The sequence below is a fragment of the Vibrio sp. MM46 genome, from assembly GCF_027587135.1.
Lineage (GTDB): Bacteria > Pseudomonadota > Gammaproteobacteria > Enterobacterales > Vibrionaceae > Vibrio > Vibrio harveyi.
In genome coordinates this window covers 16,684-36,364 of record NZ_JAPPTO010000032.1, presented here as the reverse complement: position 1 = coordinate 36,364, position 19,681 = coordinate 16,684, and the positions used below count along the sequence as shown (strand labels likewise).

Genomic DNA, 19,681 nt, shown 5'->3' with positions numbered 1-19,681 from the left:
ACATTAGGGATGCGTATCGAACAGCTACTATGATGGCTGCTGTTGGGGCGGTATTAAGTAGAAAAAGTGGTACAAAGGGGGGGCGTGGGCAGCAAGTTGGAAGCATGATAAAAACTGATGGTTCAACCACAGCCAGCGCCATAAAAGCAAAAGCGGAATCGGTAGGTTTTAAATCCACCCAAACAGCAAACGGTCCTTTGAAAATGGTTGATGAAAATGGAGTGGCTCGGGTAACGATTAAAGGTGGAAGTCAACGTGCACCTGGTAGTGCTGGTCCCCATGTTGAGCTTAAAACTTCTAGTGGTCAAAGGGTAAATCCTGCTGGCAATCAAGTAACGCGTAAGAGTTCTGAAAATCACACACCAATTGACTTTGATTTATAGGGGGGCTGTGTTATGAGTAATTATTATGACTGGGAAGGTTTTGCTGGTATTTATTTTGAAGATAGCTTTGTATTGGGTATTTATGAATCTTCCAATGAAATTTCTTTTATTGTTGAAGCGGTCTTAACAGAGAATCACCCATTGTATACGCCACCTGAGAGTGATGAGCAATATTGTTATAAGAAAGGGAAGATTGTTTTTCAAGGCTTAAAGTGCGTTAAATGGATAAGTAGAAACGAAACTCCATTTAAAGATGTTTCCGGTGAAGAAGATTATGGCAATATTGATGTTTTTCAATTATCGAATGATCAGTATTTTCTGTCGGGCGATTGGGGTGAACTAGAAGTCACGTCATCACCTGTAAAGTGGATTTGGATTTAAAGTCAGAGCCATTCAGAACAAAGGACCGGAGTTGATGACAATCACTACCACCAACCAAAGCCCGCATTCGCGGGCTTTTCTCAGCCGCTTTTTAAATGGCGTCAAATTAATAGCAACTTGATACTACCGTATCTCAAGCGAACAAAGAGCGTTGCAACACAGCTCCCGTTACTCTATCTCAAGGGGATATCTACGGGCGATATGCTGCCTGCTCTGGAGTCTCTGCTTGACAAGACCTGTCAGCTAACAGCATCTGTCGCCTCAAAGAGTGCTGGTATGCTGAGTACGAACAATGGCGTAAGCGTGACCTCGGTAGGCATCGCTATGTTTACGTTTGGGCTGATGGTGTTTATTGTCACGTTAGGATGGACGATAAGCTCTGCTTACTCGTCATCATTGGTGTCGATGACACTGGACTCAAAGAAGTCCTTGGCGTTCTGGATGGTCATAGAGAGTCAAAAGCAAGTTGGACGGAACTCATTGAGCAGCTACGAGCGCAGGGATTACAGTTAGCACCGAAGCTCGCCATCGGAGATGGCGCGCTTGGCTTCTGGAAAGCGGTTGCTAAGTGCTGGTCTCAAACGACTCAGCAACGGTGCTGGGTACATAAGACGGCGAATGTGCTTAACAAGTGCCCAAAAGCGTACAACCACGAATGAAGGAAGCACTGCAAGATATCTGGATGGTAGAAACTAGAGATGATGCTTATCACGCCTTCTCTACCTTCCAGAAGCGCTTTGAAGCCAAGTATCCAAAGGCAACCGACTGCTTAGTGAAAGATAAAGCTGAAATGCTGGCGTTCTACGATTACCCAGCAGAGCATTGGGTTCATATCAGGACAACCAACCCAATAGAATCGATGTTCGCCACAGTACGTTTACGCACGAACAAAACAAAGAACTGTGGAAACAGAAAGATTACGTTGATGATGGCCTACAAGTTAATGTGCAGTGCAGAGACAAAGTGGCGTCGTCTACGAGGTTTTGCACTACTAGCGGATGTTGTGAAAGATGTTCGCTTCAGCGATGGAGTGAAAGAAATGGAGGCTCATCAACAAGCTACAGCATGATCCTCTATACGCCACATTTGACAATAGCTCTTTTTTCACTTTGCCATACCTTAAGTTATTCATGTTTTGCTAATATTCGATTTTGCGAAAATGATTTATGTCCAAAAGTTTCTCAGTTTGAATTCTTACCTGTGGCACTTCGATGATTGCGATTGCTCGTTTCGGTTTATTCCGAACACTTGATCCTACCGCTTTATCAGTTATAGCAAAGGCTCCTTCACATTGTATTTAGCTAAGTTTGCTATACCTAAGCTAATGTGAAAGACAAGGTGCAAGGCCTGATTAATAGTCTGATATTGTCGAAGCTCTTTGCAAATTGCACTCATTTCATATCTTAATGAGTGAGGTGAAGCCAGTGTTCAAGAGCTTATTGGGTGGATAAACAAAGAAAATCTTCCAGTTATCGACGGACGGACAACAAAAGTCTTACGGTATTTCGGGTTTGATGTGAAGCAATTGAGCGAGCGAAGAATCGTCGAGATAAATGCTCTGGAACAATGATTTACTTATCGTCATGATTATTCACCTCTAGTATTCTTTATGAACCAGGTTTTACTCAATGGCATTTTAAAAACGACGCTTAATGAAGAGTCCAGTCTGGTTGGAGCAGATCAATTTATCCAATCACAAGGCATTTGTTCACAGCGAAAGTTAGTCCTTCATTAATCAATAGAGGTGCTAAGAAAGGCTCCCTGGTAGAGTTATCCTTCTTCTGAGCATTTTGCGCTTGTTATTTTACGAAGTTATTGAACATAAGCTATATCTGCCAATTTAAATTGAGGCATGCCATTACCCGCCAATTAACACGGTTGGCATCCCCATTACAATGCTTCCACCATGGGCTGTTAGGTCACCCATGCGCGCCGCAGGCTTATTGTTAATCAGCACAGTTATACTTCCTTTAACAACACTATCTGGTGGACCGACACAAACACATATCTGTCCTAGAGTTGCGGCTGGCAGGTTGCCGATCAATACTGTTGTTGGCAGAGGGAGTAATGGTCCGCCTACGTGAGGTATTGGCACCACTGCTGGTGTTTGCATCGGGCACATGTGCATGTCTGTTGCTCTGGCTGCTGGTAGCATGTTCTTTCCTTATCGTTGACCGTTCCCGCCAGAGGCAATGTTTAGACCCATTTCTACAAACTGCTGATAGCGTTCTTTTGCTTCTTCACCGTCAGGTAAAACTGCTGAAAGGTTAATGCTTCCTGCGACCGCTTGTGCATACAAGTATGGGGGAGGGGGAACGGCAGGATCCTCCGGCTTAATCATACTGCCGCCACTCCAAAAAGCCGCTTGAGCTGCCCAGCCTGCACCGGTTCCTAACCCCGCTTTTTCTGCCATTTGCTCTGCAAAACGACGGCTTGTTTCATCAGGTGTATAAACCCAAGCCTTTGCTGCGCGAATGGAATTAGCTTCGTCTTCTTTCCAGTGATGAAGGGAAGCGGCGCAGGTCACGCTCCACCAAATAGATTCACGAACTGGGAGAGCATGTGCAAGAAAAGTCACAGCATCGGAAAATAGTTCTTGTTCCATTGCCACAGAAATCAATTCGATAGGCGTCGTTTTCACGTCTGCTAACTCTGCGAATGTGGTATTCGGCTCGTAGACACTTAAGATGTCTTGCGCGGATTGGTGGGGAACCTTTATCAACATCATCAGTTTACCTTTGTAATTGAGCCTTGAATTTGCACCATGGCTCCGGCTTTTATTTGTGTCATGGCACTGCCATTAACCGACACTAACGTTGCTTTTACATCGGCTTTACCTTGTCCTTCAATATTGATCATTGCGGCTTTCATCTCTGCCTTTGCTTTGCCTGAAACTGAAACTTGAGGAGCGTCGATCTTAATACCACTAGCGCTGATCTCAATTTTACTCGTGCCAACTTTGAGTTCGATCTTCGATTTACCGCAGATCGAAACTTGGCTGCCATCAACGTTGACTGTCGATTTAGCCGCTATATTAATGTTGGAAGCGGCATAGAGGTTTAGATCTTTCTCACTGTCACCCGTCCAGTTGTCTTTACTTTTGGCAGTAAGCGATTTTTCGCTTTCGATTTCTATGTCTTCTTTAACGCTTAAGGTGGCACTCTTCTCAACTTGGGTCTTTTTCATGCCTTTAATCGTTGATTGGCTGTCATTATTTACGTCCAGTAGCCAATCTTTTTCAGCATGTAAGTACACTTGTTCTTTGTCTTTTTGATCTTCAAAACGTAGTTCGTTTCCTTGCTTGCTGCTGGCTTTAGGCGTTGAGCGAGTTTTGATGCCATTTTGAGTATCCGAGCTGTAAGGCGCTGCGTTGTTTTTGTTGTATAAGGAGCCTGTCACGATAGGGCGATTGGGGTCACCATCAATGTATTGCACAATCACTTCATCACCAATGCGTGGTGTGAACTGAGAACCGAAGCCTTTACTGGCGAACCCTTGCGATACTGGCAACCAACATGAACTGTTTTCGTCATTTTTCCCGCTTCTATCCCAGTGAAATTGCACTTTTACTCGACCTAATTTATCTCGGTAAATCTCTTCTCCCTTTGGCCCGGTGACGGTTGCTGTATGTAAGCTATGTACACGCGGTTTATTTAATATTTCTGGACGAAAGACCAGTGACGAAGGGATGCAAGAAAACTGATTTTGATAAGCGACGTCGTAGTTTGATTCTTCTCTGGATATGCAGTGTGATAGATGAGTGACGATGTACTCTTGATTCATTGAACCGAGAGGATGGTTCGTTAGTTCAAATTTATAGCCACAAGCAAGCGTTGCTAAATTAGATGATGAGTGAGAGGCCGATTTCTTAAGATCCAGCGCTTCCATATGTATTTTTGCAGCGTCACGGACTTCATTCTTATTCTCGTGACCAAATGCAAAGAGTTCCTGCGTCAATGAAGTTGACACGTAACTTTCGGTGCTTTTTCGGGTACCGCTATCAAAAAATTCAGCTAGATCTTGAGTATGATCGGCGACAGATACTCTTCCGCTGCCAACATGATGGGATTGACTCCACGTCGTTAATACGTGTTGCAGATTATCGCCACCTATTTGATAGCTTAACTTTGGATCAGACATTTTCTCAAATCGTTGATTCGAATCGCCAATGCAGATTGTTGATTTATTGGATTGATGGCGTACATGGTAGTGCCAACCTTCGCTTGCTAACAGGCGCTGTATAAAAGCTTGGTCGGTTTCATCAAGTTGAACACAATACTCGTGCTTTTTTCCATTTCCAGAATGCGAAAAGTGAAAATAGCTTTTGAGATCAACTTGTTCTAGCAGCTTCTCAATGATCTGTTTCGTCGTCATGTTTTGAAAAACCTGACGACTGCGTTTGTATTGCAACAAGCTAAGCGGGTCCAATATCTCTACTTGATAATAAAACTGGTGCTTGTCTTTGCTATATCCTGTGAATTGCAGAGTGCTACATATGCCTGAAAAAAAGCGCTTTCCAGAATCAAACTCATAAGACACACAAACGGCTTTGCCTAAGTTTTTGGTATCGATCTCCATGCTTGCAACGACGGAAACGGAAAACTTACAGCCTCCGGATATACTTTCCTCCCCAATTAATTGAGTGACAATATAACTTTTGCTATCTGAAAGCTTAACGGTGAGGGAGCGGGTTTGGGACTTTAATTCGTTACTGCTCATGTTCACTTAGTTTACTATTGAATAAACAATTCTAAAAGGTTGTTTGTTGGGGTTGATGTTACTTGACGCGTTTAATTTATTTCGAGTTAAAGATTAATTCAAGATAATTCGTTTATTTAATTATTGCCTAAACGGCATGCGAACGACTACTTTGCTGTTTTTGTTATGTCTAGATTCAAGCATAGAGAGCTATACCCATACCTTTGAACAGTGTTGGTATCTGAATCACTTAGATATTCTCCCAAGTTTTGCAATTCGAACCTTTGTGATAGTTAGAGCAGCGGTGATATGGGTAAAGCAAAAAATGAAGATATCTGCTCAGTGCAAACTGTAATTAGCTGTTAATGTAGATACTTTCGAGGCAATTTGTATGGAAGTCAGCCTTACTAATTTTAGCGGTGATGAAGTTCTACTTGTATTGCTCAAACTACTACGCAGAAAAGCCATTGCAGTATCTTCTGATAGAGTATATGACTCTAGGCGTTGTCACGAAATTTTCAAAAAAAGATTGTCCTCCTTTTAATAGCGTGCCACAAAGCGTTGTTTTTGTGAGGGAGGTCGTCGCTGAAATTAAGCTATACCAAAATTAAGGGGCGAGTAAATGGTAAACTGAGTTTGAAGTTCTACACACTCAAGTAGGACACTATTAAAGTTATAGAGAAAGATATAGGACTGAGAGTTTCCTTTGTCGGCTAGAAATATATGGTGCCGTTGTTCTCAAGTTGGTTTGAGCAACTCCGAATTTTTACTAGACAAACGGGCTACAGGATAAGCAAGCCACCTAAACCGAGTATGAGGAAGGTAGTAATCTACTCTGACTTGTCTTTTAATTATATAAATGCTGGCAACAGCACTGAATTTCATAACTGCGAGCCAAAAAGTATAGCAATTGGTTTCATTTTGCCAAATAAGATTATTTATAGAAACGAAATTCTAATAAAAAACTATTGGTTTGATATGGCAATGTTTGCCGAAACAGAACTTCATATCATATATTGTAATGTTTGCCGAAACAGAACTTCATATCATATATTGTAATGTTTGCCGAAACAGAACTTCATATCATATATTGTAATGTTTGCCGAAACGGAACTTCATATTATATATTGCAATGTTTGCCGAAACGGAACTTCATATTATATATTGCAATGTTTGCCGAAACAGAACTTCATATTATATAAAGCACTTAAGAAAGCGCCAATAAATTAAACTCACTTCAACATAAAAGACTTGTGCACAGAACATCCATAGAGTATATTCGCGAAAATTTGTAAATTCTCGCATTTAAAGTTTGATACTAAACTTAAATATATTTAATACTTAGGATGCAAGGACCTATGTTCGTGTACTTATGATTACTATTTTTCCTAATAGGTACATAAGTGATTGTTAATGTATGATCTCATATCAGCATGAATCTTTATTTTATCCTTAATAAAACTGGTGATTTATATCACTTGTTTTTGTGGTGTTATTTTTAAGATGTTAGATATTCTATTTGCCGCCAATATAATGTGAGTAGGTATTTCTATAATTCAAATCAAAATAAACTCCCATTGATTGATTGTGTGATTTTTGTGAGTAATTTTAACAAGATGTTATTTTTTAGTTAGCGGTGACTTGTCGAATTGAATTAACGCAATTCCTCTAGCTTAGAATACAAAAGAATAGCGATTGAACTTAGTTGGCACTTGAATGGATAGTTGTAATTAGAGTAGGAACCTATGCCCTTTTCAAAGCATCAAATTGAGCAACTTTCTACACCTTTGAGTGATGAATCTATTTGTGGCGTTTACCTTAAACTTAACAAAGGTGCTTTTCGACCACTACGTAATGAATTTAATGTCGCGCAAACAGCGCTGCGTAAGCTGAGCCAAAATCCCAGTGCTGATGAGAAAGACGCGTTACAAGAGGCATGCCTGAATAGTTGGAAGACTCTCTCTGACAGCTTGTTCGAACAGTTTTCAAATACAACCAGAGATATCGAGCTCATCTCATGGTTTGTTGCCGCTCAATTCCTTCTCGATACCACGTTAGAAAGTGCTGCGAATAGCCTTGAGTGGTTAGCCGATTTAAGTGAGAAGTACTGGGATCACCTCAACCCTGTTCTGCCAGTTGAAAAGCTCAAATCTGATGATGATAAGGGTAAAGAGAGAGAGCAAGCTGATGCGAAAGTTAAAGCATTTTTCCAATTAGTTGGTGATAGCGAGGAAAGCTCGATTCTCTATGCACCGATGCTGCAACTGCCCTTAGTTGGGGAAGTGACGTTTTTTGATTTTCAAAGTGCAGAGAGAAAAGGCGAAATCAGCCAACTGAAATCTACGCTTACCACCACGGTGGCGCAAGAGCGTTCCGCGATTCAATTCAAGATGGAAAATGCCAAACGTTGTATCTCCCAGTTGGAGCGTTTGTCTGCGTTAGTGAGCGCTCATTGTCAGTCTGTAGGCAGTCAAACTACCAACTTTGGATTTGCGAAGTCACTGCTTACCCGTGTTGAAAACGCTTTGGTTCATTTAAGCGGAATTAAGTTGGCCCCGAAAGCGGAGGCCAAGGCCGTAGAGCAAGAGGTTGCCGAAAGTTCAGTTTCTGAAGGTCATCAGCCAAGCGATATGGATGTAAAACAGATAGAGCCAATACCTATGGCATCGGAGCAGGCTCAGACCGTAAGCCAACACTTACACGCAGGGAATCTCTCTGAACTGGGTAACTTAAACAACATGAACCGAGACTTAGCTTTCCATTTGCTGAGAGAAGTCTCTGATTATTTTCGCCAGAGCGAACCGCATAGCCCAATTTCATTCTTGTTAGAAAAAGCGATTCGATGGGGATATTTATCCTTACCTGAGTTGCTGCAAGAAATGATGTCGGAACAAAACGGTGACGCTCTTAGTACGATTTTTAATGCCGCCGGATTGAATCATCTCGATCAGGTTTTGCTGCCGGAGGTGAGTACTCCAACGGTGGACATTGAAAGCCCCCAGACACCTCAAGCGACGCCTCCCGTTTCGGAGTCGCCAAGTGTCGAAGAGCATGTATCTCAGACTTCCCCTGTAGATACCCAATCTAAGCAAGATGAAAAACCACAATCATCCGCTACGTCGGCTCTGAGTTGGTAATTGTGTTTAAAAAAATAAGGAAAAATCATGGCAAGTATTTACATGCGTGTAAGCGGTCTTCAAGTTGAAGGCGCTGCGACTATCGGTCAGCTAGAAACGGCTGAAGGCAAAAATGACGGTTGGTTTGCAATCAACTCTTACTCTTGGGGTGGCGTTCGTAACGTTGCTATGGACATCGGTAACGGCACCAATGCGGATTCAGGCATGGTTGGCGTAAGCGAAGTTAGTGTGACTAAAGAAGTCGATGGAGCTTCTGAAGATCTATTGTCTTACCTATTCAACCCAGGTAAAGAAGGTAAAACAGTTGAGATTGCATTTACTAAGCCTTCTAACGATGGTCAAGGTGCAGACGTTTACTTCCAAGTTAAGTTAGAAAAAGCACGTCTAGTTTCTTACAACGTGAGTGGCACTGACGGTTCTCAACCGTACGAAAGCCTATCTCTTTCTTATACTTCGATTTCTCAGAAACATCATTACGAGAAAGAAGGCGGTGAACTACAAAGCGGCGGTGTTGTGACTTACGACCTACCGACCGGAAAAATGACTTCTGGTAAGTAATTTTTTCATTAGACATGCCATTTAACGTGGCATGTCTATTTCATGAATATCTCATTTTAGGACACCTTTATGGCATTGAACTCACAACATAAACGCGTTAGTAAGAACCGTGTCAGCATCACCTATGACGTTGAAACGAACGGCGCTGTAGAGACAAAAGAGCTGCCGTTTGTTGTTGGCGTGATTGGCGACTTTTCAGGCCACAAACCAGAATCAGAAAAAGTTGATTTAGAAGAGCGAGAGTTCACGGGCATCGATAAAGACAACTTCGATACAGTGATGGGTCAAATTCACCCGCGTCTTTCGTACAAGGTTGATAACAAGCTAGCTAATGATGATAGCCAGTTTGAAGTGAACTTAAGCTTCCGTTCGATGAAAGATTTCCACCCAGAGAACTTAGTTGATCAAATTGAGCCGCTTAAGCAGTTGGTTGAAACACGTAACCAGCTAAAAGTACTTCTAAGCAAAGCCGATCGTTCGAGAGATCTTGAGCGTCTACTGAAAGAAGTTCTGCAAAGCGCAGATGCCATCAATGGTTTAGCTCAAGAACTAGGTTTGAGCAAAGAGGGAGCGGAATAATGTCTGTAGAACAACAAACAGTACAAGGTGCTACTGAAGCAGAAGCAACGCAGAGCTTTCTTGACCGAGCGATCAGCGCAACAGCACAAACACCAGTAGATACGACAAAAGAGCTATTGAGCATCATGGCTTCTCAAGCGCTGGAAGGTACAGTGACTTGGGATAAGAACCTAACGTTGACGATTGAAAAAGCAATCAGCGCGCTAGACAGCAAAATCTCTGAGCAGCTGTCAACGGTGATGCAAAACGGTGAGTTCCAAAAAATGGAAGGCTCATGGTTAGGTTTGCAAAAGCTTGTGAAAAACAGCGAGCTAGGTCCAGATCTGAAAATCAAACTGGCGGATTACACCAAAGACGAATTGCTAGAGCAGTTTGAAGATGCACCAGCGATCGATCGCAGCCGTTTCTTCAATATGGTTTATCAAGAAGAATTTGGTACAGCGGGTGGTCAGCCATACGGCGCACTGCTAGGTGACTACGAATTTGGTTACGGTGATGAAGACGTTGCTCTGCTACGTTACATGGGTGAAGTTGCTTCTGCGTCTCACGCACCTTTCGTTGCTGCCGCGAATGCAAGTATGTTCGACTTCAATGCATTCAGTAGCTTTTCTGAAGGCAAGCCAGTTGCAGCAGGCTTTGATTCGCCAGCATACGCAAGCTGGAATGCATTCCGTGAAAGCGATGATTCACGTTACGTTGCTCTGACTCTACCGAAAACGATGGCTCGCCTTCCTTACGGTGCAGAAACTGTTCCAGTTAAATCATTTGCATTTGAAGAGCTTCAAACTCGCGACAACGGTCAGCAAGTTGTGTCTTCAGACGGCGATTTTGTATGGAGCAATGCGGCGTATGAGTTTGGTCTTCTAATGACTCAAGCTTACACCAAGTACGGTTGGTGTACGGCGATCCGCGGTACTGAGAACGGCGGTAAGGTTGAGAACCTGCCAAACTTCACTCACTACTCTGATGCCGGTGACTTGCTACAGCAATGTCCGACAGAAGTTAACCTAACGGATGAGCGTGAGAAAGAGCTGAGTGATCTTGGCTTCTTGCCACTGGTTCACTACAAAAACACCAACTACGCGGTGTTTATGGGTGCTCAGACTGCGCATAAACCAAAAACGTACACAGACCCAGATGCAACGGCAAACGCTGCAATTTCAGCACGTCTTCCATACACAATGGCAAGCAGCCGAATCGCACAGTACCTAAAAGTAATGGGCCGTGATCGTATTGGTTCAAACCTAGATCCAAACGACGTTGAGAAAGAGTTGAACTCTTGGATCAACCAATACGTTAACCCAAATGCGATTGGTAACGATGCGAAAGCAACACATCCATTGGTTGAAGCGAAAGTGACAGTAGAAGAGCAAGCTGGACGCCCAGGTGCTTACTCTGCAGTGGCTTACTTACGCCCTTGGCTGCAAATGGAAGAGCTAACCACTTCACTACGAATGGTTGCGAACATTCCTGGCTAATTCTATTCGGGGGCGCTGTCCCCGAATGTTTTGAACTGAGTCGCTGATGTATACAGATTCCGAATTTGACCGTATTTTAGCTGAGAATCCTGCCTGGCAGGAGCTGTTAGTGTGCGCGAAAAGTCAGTCGGTGGCTCAATTCAAAGCATTGTTGGTTCGTTTGATCTCCGAGATTGATACGTCAATAAGTGAACAGTTGTCGGACGTTATCCAACACCCTAACTATAAGCAGTTAGAAGCCTCTTGGACGGGGCTCAAATCGTTAGCGCAGCTGCAAGTATCCCAGCGTCGAGTCAAAATCAAAATGCTCGACTTGAGTTGGAGTATGGTTTCGGCAGATCTCAATTACTCTTTCGATCTAAAGCAGTCATCCCTATACCGAAAGCTGTATTCAAATGAGCTAGATACCGCCGGTGGTAGCCCATTTGGCATGGTGATGGTTGATCACAAGGTCTCGGCTGATTACGCCGATGATCAGGAGTATGACGATCTCTACACCCTTCAACTGCTCTCTGAGCTGGGGGAGCTCTCTTTTTGCCCAATGGTGCTCGGAACCGACGAGTTTTTCTTTGGTGATGAACCGAGAAGGTTGCTTCACGACAGTGCGAGAATTGATCGCATTCTTACTAGTCGAGATTTTGTTTCATGGCAGCTGCTACGAGAAAAAAGCTCATCACGATTTTTGCATTTGGTGATGCCAGAGCATTTGATTCGTCAACCATATCGTCAATATCAGGCTGGATTTGTTTTTAACGAACGCCAGCAAGAGAAATATGCCTTATGGGGCAGCAGCGCTTACCTCTTACTCGGTAATGTAATGCGAGAGTTTGACCGAATCAGTTGGTTTGGATTCCTGCGTTCTTACGATGAGACAGGTTCGTATGGGGCTATCGTTCAGGACTCAAAAGAGCTTAAGACCAAGATAGACATCTACAGTGAAGATGATGGCTTTTGGTCGTCTCAAGGGTTCATGCCTTTAACCAGTATTTACTTAAGTGGCCATAAAGGTTTCTTTAGCAATCAATCTGTTTGGCAAGCGCCTGATGAAGCTCAACGTCAGCTCGGTATGCTCCAAACCAATCTAATGGCTTGCCGATTTGCCCATTACATCAAGGTTCAAATTCGTGACCAAGTTGGTCGATATGACAGCGCAGAAAGTTGTCGACGCAGTCTAGAGCGATGGCTAGAGCAGTTCATTAGCAACGTCAATTATGGCGAGGATGCCGTACTTGCCCGATATCCGTTGCGGTCTTGCTATGTACGCATTGAAGAGGCTCCTCATGATAAAACCCGCTACCTATGCGAGATCATGCTTCAGCCTCAATATCAATACGAAATGATGGATGCGAAAGTGGTGTTAACTACCTCGGTATCTGGCAGTGAGGTTGGAGAGACATCGTGAGCTTAATGGCTAAGTTAACCCAAAGCTGGAATGACGATATCGACAGTGTTCGAGATGCGATTGTTGATAACGTCTGTGATCTTATTTCCAGCCGAGCACCTCTGCGCTCAGAGATGTTTTTATCGGAAAAAGGAACGATTGCCGAGTTCGGTATGCGCAACATGGCTCGTGCTCAAAGTAAAAACAACACCAGTGACATTGTCGCAGAAATTGAAGTGCTGATTCGAAACTTCGAACCTCGCCTGAGCCAGGTAGAGATTGATGTTCAAGAAGGGGAATTGGGTAGCAACCAATTGAGCTTTCGCCTTTCCGCCGTGGTGCATTCAGAGCTCGGTGATGAGGCGATCGTATTGGATTCTTTTTTGGATTTGAGCAGCAACAAACTAGATGTAAGGAAGTCGAATTTTGTCTGATTCATTGCTTTCCTATTTTGAACAGGAACTGCGCTTTATTCGCAATGAAGCCTCTCAGTTCGCGGAACGTCATCCGGGGACGGCTCGTGCGTTGGGAATGCGTAAAGACAGTATTGATGATCCTCAGATCGCGCGTTTAATTGAAAGTGTTGCCTTGATGAACGGCAAACTGCAGCAGCGCTTGGATGAGTCTTACCCAGAGCTGACAGAAAGCTTGGTGAACTTGTTGTTCCCGCATTATCTAAGGCCAGTGCCGTCATACAGCATGTTGGACTTCGCTATTTTTGAAGAAGCGAATGCAAAGCACAGTATACCTAAAGGCACAGAATTTGATGTCGCGAGTGAATCTGGTGAGCCAGTGGTGTTTCGCACTTCCGAAGATATAGCGCTGCTTCCAATTCAAGTTGCTTCGGCTGAAGTGCTGTTTGCGCCATTTGAACTGGCTAAGCCTGCGGGTGCAGAAAACGCAAAAGCGATGTTGGAGCTGACGATTAAGGCAACCGACAGCGGTATCGAGTTGCGTGATCTGGATATTGACCAGTTGAAACTGCATCTCAAAGGTGAAAGCCACTTCGCGTTGCGTTTGTATGATGTACTCGCCCATGGGCGCTGTCAGGTGTGTATCCAGAATAATGGCAAGAGCTACTCATTAGGTAAGTCTGCACTACAGCCAATTGGCTTCGATGTGAATGACACTATTTTACCGTATCAAGCAGCAAGCTTTGGCGGCTTTAAGTTGCTGACCGAGTTCTTCATGTTCCCTGAAAGATTTCAAGGATTCAAATTAGACCTTGGCAATGTCATGCAACAAGCAATCGGCTCAGAGTTTCGTATTCAGATTTTCTTGAATGAGATGAGTGTGGTGCAAGCTCGTAGCATTCAAGCACAACATTTTTCTCTGTTTTGTACACCATTGGTGAACCTGCAAACCAAAGTGTCAGAACCTCTGCAAATCGACTTCACCCAAAAGCAGTACCCAATTTATCTTGATGCAAGCCAGGGTAATGATTTGGAAGTGTTTTCTGTTGATGAGGTGCTAGACGTGACGGAGGGCAAACCGTTTAAGGTCTGTCAGATCTACGGAGACAAGTACAACAGTACAGAGACTGCACTTCGTTGGCAGCTCGTACAGGATACCCACGAAAGAGGCGTGCTTCGCAGTGGCTTAAAAGTGGCTGATATTGGGCATGTTAGTGCCACGATGTCGTCGAGAGTTTGGTCGGTGACGACAACTGCGACTGACGGCATTCGAGCAGGCTCATTGCCTGTAAACAGCCAAGTGACATGTCGGGAATCTCTTACGATTCCAGCGGCTATGAACTTGCTGCGCCGCCCAACCTTGCCAGTGCGTAGTCGTGACGCAAATAAGAATGTATGGGCACTGCTTTGCCATTTGCACTTTAACTATCACGCGATTCTAGGGACGGATGACCCAACCGCTACGCTGAAAAATGTGTTTGATTTGTATAACCACAACCAAGCGGTGCAAAACCACATCTATATCGAGTCCCTGCAAAATATTGAGCAGGAGCAAGTGGTGGCTCCGATCCGTGTGTCAGGAAAAACATGTTTTGCTTACGGCACAAAAATTTCGGTGACGTTAGACGCAAGCAATGTCAACGGAGGCGTGTCGCTCTTTGGTCATTTGCTTGACCACTTCTTTGCTTATTTCGCAGGCTTCAACAGCTTTACTCAAGTGGATATTTATTTGGAAGGCCAAGACGGTGTTTACCTGTCCTTCCCGAGGAGAACTGGGTGCAAGAGTTTGTTGTAAGCCGTTTCGCTTATGGTGCGTTTGAGGGACAGCTAGAAAAAGCGTGGCAGATCTTCAAGCATCAGGCTCATTTAAAGGGTCATCGACCTGAGGTGAGGTTCAGTGCGGAAATTCTCCCAGCTTACTATCAAGCTGAAGTTTCTATGGTTACTTCGGAGCGAGAGGGTGAATTTACGGTAAAGACATCATTGGCGGCTTTGTCTGGTAACTCTGGATCGATGCCAAGAGCGATGTACGGCGATGCACTAAAAGCGCGTTTTGAACTTGGCGATGAAGCGCCACTCGACTTCTTCGACATGTTTAATAACCGTTACTACCGTTTGTACTGCGAAACAAAGCAAAAGCACGAGCTGACGTATCAGATTGAGGAAGAGGCGTTTCATTGGAATCGTGACCGTCAATCTATTACTGAAATGCTTTCCAGTTTGGCTGGACAGACTGGAGATAAGGCAACAATGCCGGAATCTCATTTGGTGCAATACACCGGCTTATTAGGGTTGAAATTGACCTGCCCATTGGCGCTTAAGTCGATGCTAGAAGATTACTTCGAGTCGGAGTTTGAGGTTGAACGCAGTGGCCTAGAGTATTTGCCTCTCACAGAGTGTTCGTTAACTCAAATTGGCCAAGCCGGAAATAATCATCAACTGGGAATGGGCGCGTTGGTCGGGATGTCGACGCCAATGACGGGGCAGAAACTCAACATAAAAATTTGCCCCCAAGACTATCAGCATTACTTAAAAATACGCAGTGACAAAGAGATGGTTCTTGCACTGGACCATATGGTTAGAAGCTATATGGGAGTGAATACCAAGTATGCACTCTATATGAAGGTAAATAGCCAGTATCTACCGAGAGTGAAGCTATCAGGCAGTCACCAAAAAGCGTTAAGAATTGGCCAATCCGCATGGATGAGTCATCAATCAGATCATCAACAATTTGTTGAAATGCCACTGACGAAAAGTTAGGAAACAGAATGATAAATATTGAACTACAAAGCTTGGTCAAAAGGCTTACTCCGTTACTAAAAAGTGCCCTGGAAACGGCTGCTGGAGATTGTGTAAGTAAAGGACACTTTGCGATAGATGCTGAGCATTGGTTTGTTCAGTTGTTACAGCAGTCCAAAGGCTGGGAAGCCGCTTTGCAGCAAGCATCAATGGCCAAAGAGTCGATGTTGGAGCGTTGCAATGACCGTCTGATGCACTTGGCTCGTGGTAATGACTCTTCCCCTTCTTTGTCACCTGAGTTAGTTGAGTTGCTTAAAGATGCATGGATGCTTGCTTCATTAAACAATCAGCAATCGGTGGTGAATGAATTTCATCTGCTGATGGTGCTGAAGCAGCGTCTGGACCAAAGCGCTTACAACGGCGTGTTGAGCTCGTGGGTGTCAGTATTGTCTTCTGAATGGTTACGCAGTCAGTCGATGGTGATCAGTGGACCCAGTGAAGTCTCATCGTCTACCGAGAGCATGGTCCCAACCGGTGGTGACTCAGCGACGCCAGCTTTGGACAAGTTCTCGCAAAACCTGACAGAGGCAGCGCGTAATGGCGAGTTGGATCCTATTACAGGGCGCGGAGATGAAATTCGCAAATCCATTGATATTTTGTGCCGCCGCCGTCAAAACAGCCCGATCCTCGTTGGTGACCCAGGTGTAGGTAAAACGGCCATTGTTGAAGGCCTTGCCCAAGAAATCGTGAATGGCAATGTCCCACCTGCGCTTGCGAACGTTGAGTTGCGCAGCCTTGATTTGTCCCTTTTGCAAGCAGGTGCGAGCATCAAAGGTGAGTTTGAAAACCGCCTTAAAGATGTGATCAATGAGATCAAGCAGTCAACGACGCCGATCATCATGTTTATCGATGAAGCACATACGCTGATTGGGGCGGGTGGCACAGCGGGCCAGAATGATGCGGCTAATATTTTGAAACCAGCGCTTGCACGTGGCGAGTTTCGTTCACTTGCAGCGACCACATGGGCAGAATACAAACAGTACTTTGAATCGGATGCTGCGTTGACTCGTCGTTTTCAAGTCGTTGCGGTTAATGAACCTAATGAAGAAGATGCTATCCACATGCTTCGCGGCGTGAAGCGCAGCCTTGAAAAGCACCATGGCGTTAAAGTCATGCAAGAAGCCATTGATGCCGCCGTCGCTCTCTCTATTCGTTACCTTCCTGAGCGTAAGTTACCTGATAAAGCAATTAGCCTGTTAGATACAGCGTGTTCACGCATTGGGTTGAGCCAAAGTGCGGCACCTAGACAGTTAGAAGCCATTGCAGAAAAAATCCGCTACACTAACAACGAGATCGAAACGTTACATCATGAGTCGGCATTGTGGTCGATTGAAAGCGTACGCTTGGAAGAAGCAAAGCAGCGATTAGCGGCTTTAGAACAAGAGCATCAGTCACTTGAGCGATCTTGGAACGCAGAGCGCCGCTTGGTGGAAGAGATCATTGAGTTGCAGTCTGGCTTAGACACTGAGCTAAAAGAAAATGGCTCGGTGATATCGCATGAAGCGAAAATCCTGCTAGCAGACAAAATGGCAGCCCTGCGTGAGATCCAGGGTGAGCAGCCATTAGTATTGCCACAGGTAACAGAACAAACCATCGCTGAAGTGGTGGCGCTATGGACGGGTATTCCAGTAGGCAACATGCTTAGCCAAGAAGTTGAGAAGTTGATGCACCTAGAGACTCGTATCGGTGAGCGAGTGATTGGTCAGACAACGCCGATAGCAGAGCTTTCACAAGCAATTCGCTTGTCGCGTGCAGGTTTAACCGACCCACGCAAACCTGTTGGGGTATTCCTGATGTGTGGTCCAAGTGGTGTGGGTAAAACCGAAACTGCATTGGCGCTTACCGACTTGCTATACGGTGGCGAGCGAAATATCACCACCATCAACATGACGGAGTTTAAAGAAGAGCACAAGGTGTCGATGCTTTTAGGCTCTCCTGCGGGTTATGTTGGCTACGGTAAAGGCGGTGTCTTAACAGAAGCGGTACGTAAGAACCCATATTCTGTACTGCTGCTGGATGAAATGGAAAAAGCCCACCCTGGTGTGCACGACATCTTCTATCAAATCTTTGATAAAGGCTCTATCTCGGACAGTGAAGGTCGACACATCGATTTTCGTAATACGATCATCATCATGACATCAAACGCGGCCGACAGTGCTGTTGTTAATGCATGTGAAAATGGTCGACCGGATGTTCCGACGCTGACTCAGTCTATTTTCCCTGAGCTGCAGAAACACTTTAAACCAGCATTTCTTGGTCGTGCGACCATCGTGCCTTACTTCCCTTTGAACGATGAAGAAATGGCGCAAATTGCAACCTTGTCTCTGAACCGCATTCGCAAGCGCGTTCAATCCCACTACAAAGCAAGTTTTGAATTTCACCCTGATGTGATTGATCTGCTGGTCAATATGAACGATTCACCTGAAACAGGCGCTCGTGCCGTTGAGCAACTGATTAATCGTCAACTTATGCCGGATTTAGCGAATCAATGCATTGTTCGCATGAGTGAGAACAAGCCGGTAGAAGCGGTCACTGTTCACGTTGAAGAAGGCAAATTTAAGATTCAGATTCAATAGCATTAAGAGGCGGCAGACCTCAAAAAAACAATGGGTTGCATATCAACCCAACTAAAACAATAACGTAATTTTATTAACGCTTTTTGTTGCAGGCCGTGTTTAACGCGCCCTTTTCGCAGCACAACATTATGAGTACTAACAGATGATACATTCAGTCTTTTCTACGCAACAATTGGAATGGATTCGCAAGAACTTAAAAATCGCAGTGATTCACGGTGGGGATAAAGAGCAGGACGGCAGTTTTATCTTTGAAAACTTGAGCCCTCGCTCAACCAAAACGTATGCACCTGTTGCACACGATATTGCTAATGCACTGCGTGAATCTAATTTCCAGTTCGTTGAGGTGTTAGCTGAAGACATCAACTTAGCGCAGTGCCTGAAAGATAAAGGTATTGACTTGGTGATCACGAACAGTGGTGGTTTGCAAGGTTTTGACTCCATGTGTCATTTGCCTTCTACATTGGAAATGCTGGGCGTGCCTTATGTAGGGCACTCGCCAATGACGGCAGGGATCTTGGATAACAAGCACCTGTTTAAGCATGAAATTAAAGCCGCTGGACTGCCGACTGCACCATTTATCACCATTGGTATTGATGAACATTTTGAAGATGCAGCAAAGCAAGATGCGATCGATCAAATTGAAGCGCAGTTCAAAGATGGTTTCATTGTTAAGCCAGTGTCTGGTCGAGCTTCAATCCATGTTTATCCTGTTTTTAATCGTAGTGATCTCGCGGGTGTTGTAGAGCATGTACGTCAAGCGACGGGGAACACTGTAATGATTGAACCTTTCCTTGGTGGCCGAGAGTTTGTTGTTGCTGTTGCGGGAGAGTACGTGTTTAAAGAAGGCAAGCTGACGCAGTCTGAAATGCCGATGGCTTTCTCAATTACTGAACGTGTACTGGACGCTGACGAGCCGATTTTTACTTCTATGGATGTAAAGCCGATCACTCAAGACCGTTTGGTTGCTGTTAATGAAGAGGGGCTACGCAATCAGTTAGCACTGATCGGTCAGAAGATTTATCGCCAGCTTGGCCTTCAAACGTTAGTGAGAGTGGACTTACGAATGGACAAAGAAGGCAACCTGTATGTGCTTGAAACCAATCCAAAACCGGATCTAAAGCGTCCGGAGGGAGAGAAGGTAAGTTTGGTTTGCCATGATCTGGCTCGTGAAGGTATGGATTACACAGACCTAGTTCAGTCGTTGGTGTTTAACCGATTATCTTTCCTCAAGCAAAAACGACCAATGTCGGTAGCGCATTGCCTCAATGAGCAATTCGACGCTCTAAGTGTGTGTTAGG

At 44.5% G+C, this 19,681-nt stretch carries 15 protein-coding genes and 1 pseudogene; 13 read left to right on the top strand and 3 right to left on the bottom strand.

The features are described from left to right. Positions 1–29: 29 nt before the first annotated feature. The 3 genes and pseudogenes from OH459_RS24685 to OH459_RS24675 all read left to right on the top strand — a co-directional run bounded on the left by OH459_RS24685 (position 30) and on the right by OH459_RS24675 (position 1,833). Complete coding sequence (locus tag OH459_RS24685) at positions 30–383, top strand: hypothetical protein (protein ID WP_139374639.1); 354 nt, start codon at positions 30–32, stop codon at positions 381–383. A 12-nt stretch (positions 384–395) separates the two neighbouring features. Next, on the top strand, positions 396–764 hold the full coding sequence (locus OH459_RS24680) for a hypothetical protein (protein ID WP_017188800.1): 369 nt from the start codon (positions 396–398) through the stop codon (positions 762–764). 236 nt (positions 765–1,000) lie between these two features. Further along, positions 1,001–1,833 (top strand): annotated as a pseudogene (locus tag OH459_RS24675) (IS256 family transposase). 789 nt (positions 1,834–2,622) lie between these two features. Here the strand turns inward: OH459_RS24675 and OH459_RS24670 are convergent. From OH459_RS24670 to OH459_RS24660, 3 genes are read right to left on the bottom strand one after another with little or no spacing between them, the layout of a single operon-like run. Next, entirely contained in the window at positions 2,623–2,919 is a 297-nt protein-coding gene (locus OH459_RS24670; protein ID WP_017188801.1) for a PAAR domain-containing protein, read from the bottom strand. A 9-nt stretch (positions 2,920–2,928) separates the two neighbouring features. Next, a complete protein-coding gene (locus tag OH459_RS24665; RefSeq protein WP_017188802.1) occupies positions 2,929–3,492 on the bottom strand; it encodes a DUF6931 family protein in 564 nt (187 codons plus the stop codon). Further along, positions 3,492–5,483, bottom strand: coding sequence for a type VI secretion system Vgr family protein (locus OH459_RS24660; protein ID WP_026000182.1), 1,992 nt, complete (start codon positions 5,481–5,483; stop codon positions 3,492–3,494). Before OH459_RS24660 ends, OH459_RS24665 begins: the two co-directional genes overlap by 1 nt. Positions 5,484–7,207: 1,724 nt before the next feature. Here OH459_RS24660 and OH459_RS24655 point away from each other — a divergent pair. From OH459_RS24655 to OH459_RS24610, 10 genes are all read left to right on the top strand, one after another. Next, positions 7,208–8,599 (top strand): type VI secretion system protein TssA, encoded by a 1,392-nt coding sequence (locus tag OH459_RS24655; protein ID WP_017188805.1) that lies wholly within the window; start codon positions 7,208–7,210, stop codon positions 8,597–8,599. Between the two features lie 27 nt (positions 8,600–8,626). Then, positions 8,627–9,157 carry an Hcp family type VI secretion system effector gene (locus OH459_RS24650; protein ID WP_008219014.1) on the top strand — a complete coding sequence of 177 codons (531 nt, stop codon included), beginning with the start codon at positions 8,627–8,629 and terminating at the stop codon, positions 9,155–9,157. 69 nt (positions 9,158–9,226) lie between these two features. Continuing rightward, positions 9,227–9,736: a type VI secretion system contractile sheath small subunit gene (gene tssB, locus OH459_RS24645; RefSeq protein WP_008219012.1), complete on the top strand. Its 510-nt coding sequence runs from the start codon at positions 9,227–9,229 to the stop codon at positions 9,734–9,736. After that, the gene (gene tssC / locus OH459_RS24640; RefSeq protein WP_017188806.1) at positions 9,736–11,214 is read left to right on the top strand and encodes a type VI secretion system contractile sheath large subunit; all 1,479 of its coding nucleotides are present in this window, start codon (positions 9,736–9,738) and stop codon (positions 11,212–11,214) included. Before tssB ends, tssC begins: the two co-directional genes overlap by 1 nt. A 46-nt stretch (positions 11,215–11,260) precedes the next feature. Beyond that, complete coding sequence (locus OH459_RS24635) at positions 11,261–12,616, top strand: type VI secretion system contractile sheath domain-containing protein (RefSeq protein WP_017188807.1); 1,356 nt, start codon at positions 11,261–11,263, stop codon at positions 12,614–12,616. Beyond that, complete coding sequence (gene tssE / locus OH459_RS24630; RefSeq protein ID WP_017188808.1) at positions 12,613–13,029, top strand: type VI secretion system baseplate subunit TssE; 417 nt, start codon at positions 12,613–12,615, stop codon at positions 13,027–13,029. Before OH459_RS24635 ends, tssE begins: the two co-directional genes overlap by 4 nt. After that, the gene (gene tssF, locus OH459_RS24625) at positions 13,022–14,803 is read left to right on the top strand and encodes a type VI secretion system baseplate subunit TssF (protein ID WP_017188809.1); all 1,782 of its coding nucleotides are present in this window, start codon (positions 13,022–13,024) and stop codon (positions 14,801–14,803) included. Before tssE ends, tssF begins: the two co-directional genes overlap by 8 nt. Next, a complete protein-coding gene (locus tag OH459_RS24620) occupies positions 14,785–15,768 on the top strand; it encodes a type VI secretion system baseplate subunit TssG (RefSeq protein WP_017188810.1) in 984 nt (327 codons plus the stop codon). Before tssF ends, OH459_RS24620 begins: the two co-directional genes overlap by 19 nt. A gap of 8 nt (positions 15,769–15,776) precedes the next feature. Then, a complete protein-coding gene (tssH, locus tag OH459_RS24615) occupies positions 15,777–18,383 on the top strand; it encodes a type VI secretion system ATPase TssH (RefSeq protein WP_269989216.1) in 2,607 nt (868 codons plus the stop codon). A gap of 142 nt (positions 18,384–18,525) precedes the next feature. Then, the gene (locus tag OH459_RS24610) at positions 18,526–19,680 is read left to right on the top strand and encodes a D-alanine--D-alanine ligase family protein (protein WP_017188812.1); all 1,155 of its coding nucleotides are present in this window, start codon (positions 18,526–18,528) and stop codon (positions 19,678–19,680) included. Position 19,681: the final 1 nt, after the last annotated feature.